This window comes from Paenibacillus cremeus, from assembly GCF_007786445.1.
Taxonomy (GTDB): Bacteria; Bacillota; Bacilli; order Paenibacillales; family NBRC-103111; genus Paenibacillus_G; species Paenibacillus_G cremeus.
This window is the reverse complement of record NZ_VNJI01000019.1, coordinates 81,041-93,383: the sequence shown is the minus strand read 5'-3', so window position 1 is coordinate 93,383 and position 12,343 is coordinate 81,041. Positions and strand designations below refer to the sequence as shown.

At 52.7% G+C, this 12,343-nt stretch carries 11 protein-coding genes; 6 read left to right on the top strand and 5 right to left on the bottom strand.

From position 1 onward, the window contains the following. The first annotated feature begins 254 nt into the window (after positions 1-254). From FPZ49_RS16550 to FPZ49_RS16535, 4 genes are all read left to right on the top strand, one after another. Positions 255-1,589 (top strand): ABC transporter substrate-binding protein, encoded by a 1,335-nt coding sequence (locus FPZ49_RS16550; RefSeq protein ID WP_144848727.1) that lies wholly within the window; start codon positions 255-257, stop codon positions 1,587-1,589. Positions 1,590-1,947: 358 nt separating this feature from the next. Further along, positions 1,948-3,156 carry an enolase C-terminal domain-like protein gene (locus FPZ49_RS16545; protein ID WP_144848724.1) on the top strand — a complete coding sequence of 403 codons (1,209 nt, stop codon included), beginning with the start codon at positions 1,948-1,950 and terminating at the stop codon, positions 3,154-3,156. 60 nt (positions 3,157-3,216) lie between these two features. After that, the gene (locus tag FPZ49_RS16540) at positions 3,217-4,083 is read left to right on the top strand and encodes an NAD-dependent epimerase/dehydratase family protein (protein WP_144848721.1); all 867 of its coding nucleotides are present in this window, start codon (positions 3,217-3,219) and stop codon (positions 4,081-4,083) included. Next, positions 4,080-5,348 carry a lactate racemase domain-containing protein gene (locus FPZ49_RS16535; protein ID WP_144848718.1) on the top strand — a complete coding sequence of 423 codons (1,269 nt, stop codon included), beginning with the start codon at positions 4,080-4,082 and terminating at the stop codon, positions 5,346-5,348. The genes FPZ49_RS16540 and FPZ49_RS16535 overlap by 4 nt, the downstream gene beginning before the upstream one ends. A 2-nt stretch (positions 5,349-5,350) precedes the next feature. Here the strand turns inward: FPZ49_RS16535 and FPZ49_RS16530 are convergent, their stop codons facing one another. From FPZ49_RS16530 to FPZ49_RS16520, 3 genes are all read right to left on the bottom strand, one after another. Continuing rightward, positions 5,351-6,613 carry an MFS transporter gene (locus FPZ49_RS16530; protein ID WP_144848715.1) on the bottom strand — a complete coding sequence of 421 codons (1,263 nt, stop codon included), beginning with the start codon at positions 6,611-6,613 and terminating at the stop codon, positions 5,351-5,353. A gap of 176 nt (positions 6,614-6,789) precedes the next feature. Continuing rightward, positions 6,790-7,761: a phytanoyl-CoA dioxygenase family protein gene (locus FPZ49_RS16525; RefSeq protein ID WP_144848712.1), complete on the bottom strand. Its 972-nt coding sequence runs from the start codon at positions 7,759-7,761 to the stop codon at positions 6,790-6,792. A 112-nt stretch (positions 7,762-7,873) separates the two neighbouring features. Further along, positions 7,874-8,767, bottom strand: a complete 894-nt coding sequence (locus tag FPZ49_RS16520; RefSeq protein WP_144848709.1) for a helix-turn-helix domain-containing protein — start codon at positions 8,765-8,767, stop codon at positions 7,874-7,876. A 200-nt stretch (positions 8,768-8,967) separates the two neighbouring features. Here FPZ49_RS16520 and speD point away from each other — a divergent pair, with 200 nt between their 5' ends. Beyond that, a complete protein-coding gene (gene speD / locus FPZ49_RS16515) occupies positions 8,968-9,780 on the top strand; it encodes an adenosylmethionine decarboxylase (protein ID WP_144848706.1) in 813 nt (270 codons plus the stop codon). A gap of 19 nt (positions 9,781-9,799) precedes the next feature. Here speD and FPZ49_RS16510 read toward each other — a convergent pair whose 3' ends face one another. Both FPZ49_RS16510 and FPZ49_RS35770 read right to left on the bottom strand, forming a co-directional pair. After that, a complete protein-coding gene (locus tag FPZ49_RS16510; protein WP_261381452.1) occupies positions 9,800-10,651 on the bottom strand; it encodes an RMD1 family protein in 852 nt (283 codons plus the stop codon). Positions 10,652-10,739: 88 nt separating this feature from the next. Then, the gene (locus FPZ49_RS35770) at positions 10,740-10,913 is read right to left on the bottom strand and encodes a hypothetical protein (protein ID WP_186445872.1); all 174 of its coding nucleotides are present in this window, start codon (positions 10,911-10,913) and stop codon (positions 10,740-10,742) included. A gap of 236 nt (positions 10,914-11,149) precedes the next feature. Between FPZ49_RS35770 and FPZ49_RS16505 the strand changes: the two genes are divergently transcribed. After that, positions 11,150-12,331 carry an MFS transporter gene (locus FPZ49_RS16505; protein ID WP_144848703.1) on the top strand — a complete coding sequence of 394 codons (1,182 nt, stop codon included), beginning with the start codon at positions 11,150-11,152 and terminating at the stop codon, positions 12,329-12,331. The last annotated feature ends 12 nt before the right edge of the window (positions 12,332-12,343 follow it).

Here is a 12,343-nt window from a genome sequence, read left to right as displayed (position 1 = left end):
CGCCCTGCGTTTACAAAATCTTTTCTTGTCATCAGCCTGGATACAGACTATAATGACCTTAGTTGAATGTAAGCGCGTTCACAAGGGCTGAGAACAGGAGAAACCCGAGTGCAAGCATTGCTTTCCCCGTCGAGCGGGAGAAGTATGTTTGCTTCGGGTTTTTTTTGTGATAATATCAGAATCTACCAGGTTTGAGCGGAGCTCAGAGATTCTGATGGTCCAATTCCAATGAAACAAACAAGGGGGAGTAACACGTGGCGAATCATCTTAGAAAACTAACGATTGCACTCAATATTGCTGCACTGTCACTAGCTGGATGTTCGGCGGCAAAGCCTGCTGAGCCTGCACCTGCAGCTGCGGATCAGCCGAAATCCGCGGAAAAATCTGATTTTGTCGTCTCTACAGAGCCTATTACATTAAAGCTGTATGCCAATGTCGTTCGTTTGTCGGATATCGAGTACAAGAACTTTTTTATCGATCCGATCAAGAAGAAGTATCCGAATATTACGATTGAGAAAGTGGATGGCGACCTGGAAAAGCTCGTCATGAGCGGGAACGTACCGGACCTGATCGTATCCGACAGCGATTGGCATATGCCGCTGCAAGCGCTGGATTTACCACTGGACTTAACGGACCTGGTCGCTCGCTCCAAGATGGATTTGAGCAAGTTTGTTCCGGAGACGATCCAAGCGGTCCGCAACCTCGATGCCAAAGGGAAAGAGCTGCAGGGCATTCCATATAACTTGAATCCTGGGGCGTTATTTTACAACAAAGACATCTTCGATAAATTCGGCGTTCCGTATCCGAAGGATGACATGCTCTGGAGCGACGTGCTGGAGCTGTCCCGCAAATTAACCAGGGCGCAGGACGGCGTCCAATATATTGGGTGGGACCCGCGCTTCCCCGATCACTTGGTCAGCCCGTATACCCAGCCTTTCGTAGATCCGAAAACCGGCAAAGCGCTCGTCGATATCCCGCTGTATCACAAGGTGCTGGAGCTGTTTAAAGCCAATTATGATCAACCGGGCGTGGTGGTTGGCAAAACGTATGCGTACGGACCGGACCAATTTATTAAAGACAAGAAATTGGCGATGCAAGCGGACTGGGTAGCCAAGCTGCAAAGCGACCTGCTGCAAGCGGATGCGAACGGCGTAGGAATCAACTGGGACGTCGTGACGAATCCGACCTTCGAGGATGCCAAGGGCAAAGGGCGCCATACGCTGACCAGCATGCTTGTCATTACGAAAGCCAGCAAGTATAAAGAGCAGGCGATGCAGGTGATTCAGCTGATCACGTCGCCGGAGCAGCAAATGGCGATGAGCAAGGACTCCCAGGTAACAGTCCTGAACGATCCGGAAATCGTTAAAGCTTATGGTACGGGAAATCCGGCATTGAAAGGCAAGAATACGGCGGCCTACTTCAAGTACAAATCGTCACCGACACCAACACCGAACAAATACGACAAAGAAGTGCAGACGCTGATTCGCAATATGCGCGGGGAGATGGCCCTGAACAAGAAGGATATCAACACCGTGCTCAGGGAAACGCAAGAGGCAGCGGATAAGAAGATCGCGGAATTGAGCAAGTAAATCCAATAGGATGAGTGAGTCCTTCGTTCGATGAAGGGCTCATTTTTTTTGCCGACGGCTGGCCCCGTCTAAGCAACTCTATGCGGCGAAAGAGGTTCTGCTGGAGCTTAACGCTTCATCAAGACCGGCGATAGACTGATGTGGACGAAATCGCAAGCGGCGCGGTTTTTTCCCTTTTGCTAGGAAACTTTATCGCTCCGAGTGCGTTTCATTGTATGGAGATGAAATTCGGAGGTGGGGCATATATTCAATACAAGTGTGATTATGGAGACCTGGGTAGGACCAAAGTGAATTTCACTTCCGAATTGATGATCGAGCTTATTCAACCAAACCATCCCATATTGGAGGTCATTTTCAAATGTCTTCAGCTCCCATTACCATCCGCGATGTCCGGACGATTCTGACTGCACCGCAGCGCATTAACCTCGTCGTCGTCAAAATCGAAACCTCGGAGCCCGGCCTGTACGGCCTCGGCTGCGCCACGTTCACCCAGCGCTACTTATCGGTCGCTTCGGCGATCGAAGACTACTTGAAGCCTTTTCTGATCGGCAAAGAGGTGCATCGGATCGAAGACATTTGGCAATCCGCCATGGTCAGCTCGTACTGGCGCAATGGGCCGGTGCTGAACAACGCGCTCTCAGGCGTGGATATGGCCTTATGGGACATTAAGGGAAAGCTGGCCGGCATGCCGCTGTACCAGCTGCTCGGGGGCAAATGCAGAGAAGCGGCAGCGGTTTACCGTCACGCCGACGGTCGGGACCTGCAGGAGCTGGAGGAAAGCGTAAGCGCCTTCAAGGAGCAGGGCTATCGCTACATTCGCTGCCAAATGGGCGGCTACGGGGGACGCGACCACCAACTGCATTCTCCGGAAGGTCGTCTGCCGGGAGCGTACTACGATCCGAACGAGTATGCGCGAAGCGTACCGCGGATTTTCGAACACGTTCGCAGCCGCTTCGGCAACGAGCTGGAGCTGCTGCACGATGTGCATGAACGGCTGGCGCCGATTGAAGCAGTCCGCTTGGCGAAGCAGCTCGAGCCGTACCGGCTGTTTTTCTTGGAGGATGCGCTCGCTCCGGAGCATATCGACTACTTCCACATGATCCGCCAGCAGTGCGCCACGCCGCTCGCAATGGGCGAGCTGTTCGTGCATCCAATGGAATGGCTGCCGCTCATTTCGAATCGGCTGATCGACTTCATCCGCGTACATATTAGCGCGATCGGCGGCATTACGCCGGCCCGCAAGCTGGCGATCTTATGTGAATCGTTCGGTGTACGCACCGCATGGCACGGACCGGGAGACGTTTCACCGATCGGTCACGCCGCGAATGTGCACCTAGATGTGAGCTCCCACAACTTCGGCGTGCAGGAGTGGAGTCCGATGAGCGAGGAGCTGGAGCACGTCTTCCCGGGCTGCCCGCAGATCAAGAACGGCTTCGTCTATCCGAACGAAAAGCCTGGCCTTGGGATGGATCTCGATGAGGAGCTGGCAGCGAAGTTTCCTTGCGTGAACAAGCTGCCGGAATGGACTTTGGCGCGGATTCCCGATGGGACGTCCGTGCGTCCGTAAAAGTTGACAATTGCTATCGTTGAAGCTTCGATAACAATTGCAATAAAGGAGGGGTCACCTATGAAGGTAGCCGTCACCGGAGCAAACGGCAGAGTCGGCAGGTATATGATTCAAGAGCTGCTGGATCACGGGTATGAGGTTCGCGCGGTCACGATGGAGCCGTGGGAGGAGTCGCCGGTCGAGCAGGCGCAGGCTGATGTGAAGGATGCGCAGCAGGTGTTTCAGGCGCTGTCGGGCTGCGACGCGGTCATTCATTTGGCTGCGATTCCAAGCCCGCACGGATATAGCGAAAGCCATATTTTTCAAAATAACACGATGGGTGTCTTTCATGTGCTGCATGCGGCGGGGGAGCTGGGGATGAAAAGGGCGGCCGTGGCCTCCAGCGATTGCGCCTTCGGGATCACCTTCAGCTTCCAAGAGACAAAGCCGGTCTACTTGCCTATGGATGAGCTGCATCCAGTAGCTCCCGACAACTGCTATGGCATGTCCAAGGTCGTTGGCGAGCAGATTGCCGAGGGCATGGCGAAGCGCTACGGCATGACGATCGCCTCCTTGCGGATTACCCATGTGCTCGAACCGAAGGATTACAGCAGCGGCTGGCTGACCAAAATCATCGACAACCCCGAGGCGGAGCCCTGGAACGTCTGGTCTTACTTGGACGTGCGCGACTGTGTCCGGGCGTTTCGTCTCAGCATCGAGAAGCCGTTCAGCGGCCACGAGGTGTTCTGCATCGCCAGCTCGGAGCAGCGCACTGCCATCCCGTCGAAGGAGCTCGCTTCACGGTTTTATCCCGATGCGGAGCTGAGGCAGCCTTTTACAGGCCGTGAAAGCTTCTTGAATTGTACGAAAGCAAAGACTATGCTTGGTTTTGAAGCTCAATACCTCATATCCCATACAGCGTCCGACACTAAGGAGGAGCAGGAATGACAACAGGGAACATACCCAAAATGATCAAAATTAGACAGCACTTTCAAGGGCCGCACATTGAAAATATTGAAGCTGCCGTATTCGAGCAGCTCGATAAGGCAGGCATAAGACAGCGACTTGCTCCGGGAGCGAGAGTAGCCATCACAGCTGGCAGCCGAGGCATCGCCAATATCGCTCTGATCATTCGTTCGGCGGTGCGAGCACTCAAAGAAACGGGGGCTCAGCCATTCATCGTCCCGGCCATGGGAAGCCACGGCGGAGCGACGGCCGAAGGCCAGATCGAGGTGCTGCACAGCCTCGGAGTCACGGAGTCGTACTGTGAGGCGCCGATTCTCTCCTCTATGGAGGTCGTGCAGATCGGAGAGACAGACGAGGGCATTCCGGTTTATACGGACCGATATGCACATGAAGCTGATGCTGTACTGTTGGTCGGCCGAGTCAAGCTGCATACCGATTTCAAGTCTCCGATCCAGATCGAGAGCGGATTGATGAAAATGGCCGCCATCGGGCTCGGCAAGCATAAGCAGGCGCTGCAAATTCACAGCTTCGGGGTCAAAGGCATCCGCGATATGATGCCGAAGGTGGCGGAGGTGGTATTGAGCCAAGGGAATGTGCTGTGCGGGCTGGCGATCGTGGAGAATGCCTTCGAGCAGACGGCCTATCTGGAGGCGATCCCGACCGACCGGATTGCCCAGCGTGAGAAGGAGCTGCTGCAGCTGTCGGCGGAGCTATTTCCGAAGCTGCCGTTCGAGGAGCTCGACATTCTGGTTGTGGACGAGATCGGCAAAAACCATAGCGGCACCGGGATGGACACGAACATCATTGGACGTCTCCGTATTCTTGGAGAAGAGGAGCTGGCCAGTCCGAGAGTGAAATACGTCATTGCCTGTGATTTAAGCGAGGAATCCCACGGGAACGCGCTCGGGATCGGGCTTGCCGATTTAACCACGCAGCGGCTGTTCGATAAGATCGATTTTCAAAAAATGAACGAAAATGTCATCACCAGCTCCTTCTTAACCCGGGCGGCGATTCCGATCGTCTTACAGAACGATAGAGAAGCGATGGAGGTGGCGCTGCGCTGCAATTGGGGGACGGCGGCCCGGGAGGCGCGAGTCGTTCGGATTCACAGCACGCTGCATCTGGAATACATGTACGTGTCCGAATCGCTCCTGCCCGAGCTTAGCGCGTTGCCGAATGTGGAAATCGTAGGGGAGCTGCAGGAAGTTAGTTTTGATGAACGGGGTAATTTTGCTTCAACGCTTTAAATTTAAAATTGAGCGTTCGGGTGCAGCTTCTTATCGGAGGCTGCATCTTTTTTTTGTGCCAATTTCATTTTTCGGTACGCCAGCATCAACACGATGTTGATCAGAAAGGCTGCGCTCATTAAGATAAATGGAATCCTCGAATCCATCTCGTACGTATAGCCGCCAATAATCCCCGATGGGGCAATAAACAGCAGCATGAACACCGCCAGGATGGAAATGATGCTCGCGCGCTTGTCATCCTCAATGTTATTGGCTAAGGATGCCTCTAGATAGGGCGTAGAAATGATCGTCCCTGCGGCATACAGAATGGTGCTGGCAATGGTCATTCCTAGATTCTGAGGCGGTGAAAAAATCAAAAGCAGATAAGACACTACCGACAGTCCAAAGCCAACCATCATATACCTATCTCCCAGCTGCTGCTTGAACCTGGGTATGACGAAGATCATGAGAAGCAGTGCTGCGCTGGAGGAAAAAGCCGGAAATAACGAAATCAAGCTGTCACCAAACTGAAGCGCATCCACCATGTACACGGACAGATAGGTATTGCGCATATTGAGCTGAAACTGAAACAATATGTAGATGCCGCAGACGATTAAAAGAAGCGGGTTGACCATCATCGTCCGGAGCGTCGACCAATATCCCCGAATACTGCTGCCTAGCGTCATGCTCAAGCTTTCCTTCTGCTTTCGTATCCCGGTCTCGGTTTCGTGAAGCTTCCAGTTCCGCAGAATGAACATGATCGTCATGCTGAGAAAAGCGAACATGTACATGATCCGCCCCGCAGTTGTCAGTCCCCACAGATCGACAAGCAGGCCGCCGAGCGGCGCCAGCAAGCCTCCGAACATACCGATCAGCTGCAGGATCGTATACACCTTAGGCCGAACATGCGGTTCTGTCCCTTCCACTAATAAGCAGTTCCACGGCGTTCCCGCCGCTTTGCCGAAGCTGTTAAAACAGGCGGCTAGGAGAAAAAACCAGAAATTTTGCGAAATCGCCCAAATGAGCGTCGCCATGCTCCAGCCGAGTACATCGAACACGAGCAGCGCCCGTTTTCGGCCCCAGCGATCCGTGTAATAGCCGCTGATCAAGGAGGTGACGATCTGCAGCACCAGATTGATGGACACGATCAAGCCGATCTGGGTCTTGCTCAGACCCATTTTTAGCATGTAGACCGAAGCGTAGGTAATAAAGAGGTTGTAAGCCAAAAGAAACATGGGTTCATAGAGCAGACAGTACTTGGCATTGCCTTTGATCTCACGCAGCACGGCGGGTGTCCTCCCATGAAGTTAAATGGTACTTCGTTGTAAACGCTTTATATATCATTGTAGCACATTCCAAGAGTTAAAATTGCAGTGGAATAAAAACTAGATAAGATAAAGGCTGTCCCTCACGGCAGTTAAGCTACGGTGAGAGGCAGCCTTTTTGTGCGTCCTAGTCGGAGTTACATCTCCATTTTGCCCATCCTATCGCCGTCCATCGCCACCATCATCGAGCCGCTGTCTCCGGCTTGATCCGGCTCGGGCGTGAGTTCTATCGGCGTGCCGAACTGCGGTAAAGCATGGGGCAGGTGGGTGCGCCCTCTGGAGAGCAGATGCCGTTTGTTGCCGCCGCCCCAGGGCACCCAGGAACGCGCGTTGCAGTAATGACACACATACGCTCGGCGGAATCGGTCATCCGTTTCGTTGCGATAGGAGCGGTGCAGCAAATGCGAGTGGAAGAACAGCACATCTCCCGGTTCCAATGCGACAGGGATCGCTTCGCCGTATTTGGCCGCCACCTCGGACAGCTTGTTGACTATATCATCCATTTCACTCGCGTTGCGAGCAGGGAACAGCCCTTGGATCTGCTTCTCGTTCGCATGCATATACGAGTTTGACTGCTGAACCGGTGGGTAGATCGGCTCGTTGTGCGAGCCCGGCGCAACCCACAGGCAGCCGTTGTCGGTGTCCGCCCGGTCCAGCGCGATCCAAGCTCCGATTAACGAATCCGGCTGCGTTTGGATATAAAACGAATCCTGATGCCAGCCTTGACCGCCCTTGCGCGGGGGATTAAAAAATAACATCGACTGCACCGCGAGCACATCCGGCCCAATCAATGCCTCGAGCACATCCAGCAAACGAGGGTGAAGAAGTCCCCATTCCGCGGTCGGATCCTCCCGATGCGGGTTATGAAGCCTGGCGGAGGCTAGACGGTTGTTCAGCTTTTGCGTCTCCGTCATCCATGCTGGCTGCGGAGAAAGATGATCCAGCTGGGTGATCCCGCCGGTATAAATTTGATCCGTCCATCCCTGCAGCCGCTTAGTATCCTCCGCATCCAGCATTCCTTTGACAATCAGATAGCCGTCCCGGTGGTAATGGACGTATTCCTCCACAGATACGGTGTAGCGTTCTCTAGTTCCGAGTGGGTTAGCCATGCGCACAGCCCCTTTTAGCAATGTGTCGGTTGATCTACACCCTTATTTTGCAAGAAAACGGAAAGCGCTACAATGGACGCAACCAAGGGAATGATGGACAAATTTGATATCGTTATTTCTTCTCTCGCTGCTCCAGCGTGAACGAATGATTGAGCGGATAAAAGCGTCCGTGAGCCTCGGGGGGAGCCAGCTCGTGCATCCGTTTGTCCCCGTAAGTTTTGCGGTACTCCGTCGCCGTCATCCCCATGCGCTGCGTAAACAGCCGGTGAAAGTAATATTCATCCGTGAAGCCGACTTCCCGGGCGATCTCCTTAATGCTGTCGGTTCGGCGGAGCAGCAGCTGACCAGCCAAGTCAAGCCTGCGCTTAATGATCCACTTCTTGGGCGAGAAGCCGGTGTGGTGCTGGAACATACGGGTAAAATGCTCATGCGACCAGCCGACGTTCTGGGCAAGCTCGAGAATATCCAGCGGTTCCGACAGATGGTCATCGATATACTGCATGGCATGATCGATCTGCATGGGCAGAGTCATCTCACTGGACAGTCTGGCATCCGGCTGAATCAGCTGCTCCAGCTCGTCCAGCAGCGCCAGAAACAGCGACTCCGACAGTCGCTTCCACTGCTCCGGCCGCCGATGGAAGTAAAACAGCAGCTGCTTCATCAGCATCGGAACAAGCGAATACTCCTGCAAGATCACGGACGAGACGGCGCTGCTGTGCAGCAGGGAGAACCGCTCCCGGACGGTGTCCTGGTGGCAGTCAAAGTGAATATAGAGATGACGCGTTGGCCGCTTGGGATCGAATTGGTAGGAATGCAGCTCGCCTGGTCGTGTGACGATCACACAGGGCAGCGTAAGCACATGCGGGGTATTTTCAACAGTGTATACTGTGGGGGTTCCGCTCGGAAAATAAACCAGCTCATAGTCGGTAATCCTGCGCTCAGGCAGCACATAGCCGGCTTTCACCGTTACGTCACCGGCATGATGGAATCGAATTTCGTTCGGCATCGATGGCAGGGCTCCTTCGTCTTAAAGCAATGAGGTTTCATACCATCTTCACTATAAAACATCGCGCAGCGCTTTGTCCCGCAAAGTTAAGAAAGATTTAGCATGGTACCCAATTCAGCCCATGAATCGAGCATAGTGGACGTAGGCTAAGGACATAATACCCCATATCAATGCCAAATAAAGGAGCAAGAGATCAAGGTATGGAAATCAATCCGGGACAACATATTACGCTGCACGGCTTCAATAACTTAACGAAATCGCTGAGCTTCAACATGTACGACGTCTGCTATACCGGAACGAAGGCCGAGCGCGAGGCCTACATCGCCTATATCGACGAGCAATACAGCTCGGATCGGCTCAAAAAAATATTAAAAACCGTCGCCGAAATTATCGGAGCTCACCCGCTCAATATCGCGCAGCAGGATTACGTCCCGCAAGGCGCGAGTGTCACGATGCTCGTGTCCGAAGGACCCGTCGTCGAGGTGCCGAACAGCAGCTATGAAGAATCGCCGGGACCGCTGCCGGAGAACGTGGTGATCCAGCTGGACAAAAGCCATATTACTGTCCATACGTACCCGGAATATCATCCGGACGAAGAGATCAGCACCTTTCGTGCGGACATTGATGTATCCACCTGCGGCGAAATTTCCCCGCTCAAGGCGCTGAATTATCTCATTCACTCGTTCGACACCGATATCATGACGCTGGATTACCGGGTGCGAGGCTTCACGCGGGACGTGAACGGGCAAAAGCTGTATATCGACCATCAAATCAGCTCCATCCAAAACTATATTCCGGATTCTATTATCGAACTGTACGATATGATCGACGTCAACGTGTACCAGGAAAACATTTTCCACACGAAATGCAAGCTGCGCGACTTTGATCTGAACAATTATTTGTTCGGGTTCACGAAGGATAAGCTGTCCAAGCAGGAGCAAATCAACATTACGGAGCGGCTAAAGGTGGAGATGGATGAAATTTTTTACGGGAAAAACATCGGGTGGCCCTGAGGGAGGGGGGGCTAAGGCGTTAGTGATACACAGGAATCCACCCTGTAATTTGCAGCAAGGACAAGATCACCTCAATGACAATGAGGATGACGACGATCCACTCCACAAACAGCCCCCGGATGGAGTGACTGATGGTGGAGAAGCCTTCCATCACATGATACAGCACTTCGGTTTTGCTTTTCATAATTTTGTACCGGTCATTCAGCTCAAAAAACTCCAGCATACGGTCATAAAATTCACCCGCGTCACTGCTTGTCCAGGTAATCTCCGGCTTATCAAGAATCATGACATACGCCAGGGTGTTATATTCGTGGCGCACGATCTTGGCTGTCGTCCGAGCCAGCTCTTTGTTCCCGATCCGCAAATTTCCTCGTTCAAACCGATCGATCATCATCTCCAGCCGATCATAAATGATACCCTGCTGCTCTTCGATTTTTTCAAGTGCTACGGACTTGGCGATAACGGTCGAGATCAGCTCCGGGTAGAAGCCCTGATATTCAGGCACCACCACGTAGGCGTCCGTCAGCTCGATTGTTTCGGTTTCCCCGACCTGCAGCCGGTAATCGTCCATATATTTGCTCGGATTCCAGTCCGCGACCTCCGGCTCGAACGTTTGCAGAAAGCCTAAGAACAACGTAATTTCCGCTTCGCTAAAATGATCGATGAAGACCACGCTTCCAAAGGAAAACACCAGCACTTGTCTAGACTCATCCATACCGGTACGTAAAATAGAGGTCAAATTGTCGCCCCGCAAGATCAACGGCTGCTCCCAAGTATATTTTTTAGGAATGCCGCAATAGATCGCAATTTTATTCAGTTCAATTTCATTGGCGACGGCATAGGCTTTAAACGTAATTTGGTGCACAGTCACACTCGCAGCTCCTTTCTGGACGACCGTTGGAAGGGGGAAGAGAAAAAAAGGCTACCTCCGGCAGCCTTCTTCGTTTTAAAAGGGCGTTTTATTGTTCTTGATTCGTGTTGTTTTGAGCAGCATTGGCATTCGCATTGTTCTGGAACGCTTCAGCCGCCTCCTCCGCGGAGAACTCCGTATCTGCTTCGCCGGCGACAGGCATTTTATTCAGTTCGGTTGCCTGTACGCTCGCTTTGTTGGTTTGATTTTGTGAATTGGCCATTAGGGCACCTCCTTCTTTGAGCTTTTTTAAGTTTTCCAAATTTGGAGAATTGTATGCGTGCACGGGCATCAGGGCTAGGATTCATATTTTTCCTAATATTAGCGCTTCGGAAAAAGTCAACAAATCGCTAGAAAAGCAATATTTTGGACATAAAACGAATAGATTTAACGGCTGCTATTCGATAAAATGATGTTAACGTGTGCATTACAATTTATCGGAAGCAGGTGACGGTTCCAATGAGCGGCAATTCCAAAGCTACTTACATTTACATGTCCATTTACTATTCGCTCATCTTCATGGCGCTGGGGGCGTTTTCCAGCTATCTCCCGATTTATTTCAATGAGATCAAGCTGGATCATTTCCAGATTGGACTCTTGGCGACAGCCGGATCGGTCACGGCGCTGCTCGCGCAGCCGCGTTGGGGTTTGGCTGCAGACCGTGCCACGTCGAAAAATCGGATACTGCTTGGGGCACTGTTGTTTAGCTCGTTAAGCGTGTGGCTGATGCCTGCGGTCGGGGGGCGGTTCTGGCTGCTGTTTGCCGTCTCGGTGCTGTTCTACGCTGTGCAATGCGTCATCAATCCGCTGGGAGATACGATCACACTGGAGATCGCTTCCAAATCAGGCTTCAACTTCTCACGCATCCGAACGGCCGGGTCCGTCGGGTATGCGATCATGGCTGCGGTTGCCGGGTGGCTGCTGGACAAAAATATTTACTACATGTTCCCCGTATTCTCCGGTATGCTGCTGCTCGCGTTTCTGGTCGCTTGGGGCATTCCTAAGGTTGAGGGGTACCAGCGGGATCGGAAGGTATCGCTCAAGGAGCTGTTCGCCAATCGGTCGCTGGTTCGCATCTACTTGTATACGCTTGCAGTCAACTCCACGCTCGGCTTCTTTTTCACCTTTCAGGCGGTGTTCAGCAAGGAGCAGGGGATTAGCACGGCACTGATTGGGTTAGGCGTCAGTATCGGCTCGATTAGCCAGTTCCCGTTTATGATTTTTTTCCAGCCTCTCTACAAGAGGTTTGGTATCTTTAACATTTTGCTGGTCTCCGGCTTGATTAATGCCTTCCGATGGGTGCTGTTCGCGACGTCCTCCAACCCGATCATTTATTTGGCGACCTGGGCGATGCACGGAGGAACGTTTATGCTGTTCTATCTTTGTCTTGCCGAATATGTCAGCACTCATGTGCCGAAGGAGCTCAAAGCCAGCGGCCAAATGATGAACTCCTTGTCGATGAATGCAATCAGCCGCACCATAGGCTCCTTGCTCGGGGGGCTGTACGCCGGCTGGTTCGGCATCCGCTCAGGCTTTGTGCTTAGCTCGATCATCTGCTTTGCGGCGGTGGCATTATTCTGGTATTTCCACACGCTGGAGAAAAAGCTAACCTCGAAGCATGGAGAGGCTTTGGAGCAGTAAACTAATAGAAGC

Excerpts from the sequence above, each read along its gene's own strand:
- FPZ49_RS16545 (WP_144848724.1), top strand. The coding sequence starts at position 1,948 with ATGTCTTCAGCTCCCATTACCATCCGCGATGTCCGGACGATTCTGACT.
- FPZ49_RS16540 (WP_144848721.1), top strand. The coding sequence starts at position 3,217 with ATGAAGGTAGCCGTCACCGGAGCAAACGGCAGAGTCGGCAGGTATATG.
- FPZ49_RS16535 (WP_144848718.1), top strand. The coding sequence starts at position 4,080 with ATGACAACAGGGAACATACCCAAAATGATCAAAATTAGACAGCACTTT.
- FPZ49_RS16525 (WP_144848712.1), bottom strand. The coding sequence starts at position 7,761 with ATGGCTAACCCACTCGGAACTAGAGAACGCTACACCGTATCTGTGGAG.
- FPZ49_RS16520 (WP_144848709.1), bottom strand. The coding sequence starts at position 8,767 with ATGCCGAACGAAATTCGATTCCATCATGCCGGTGACGTAACGGTGAAA.
- speD (WP_144848706.1), top strand. The coding sequence starts at position 8,968 with ATGGAAATCAATCCGGGACAACATATTACGCTGCACGGCTTCAATAAC.
- FPZ49_RS35770 (WP_186445872.1), bottom strand. The coding sequence starts at position 10,913 with ATGGCCAATTCACAAAATCAAACCAACAAAGCGAGCGTACAGGCAACC.
- FPZ49_RS16505 (WP_144848703.1), top strand. The coding sequence starts at position 11,150 with ATGAGCGGCAATTCCAAAGCTACTTACATTTACATGTCCATTTACTAT.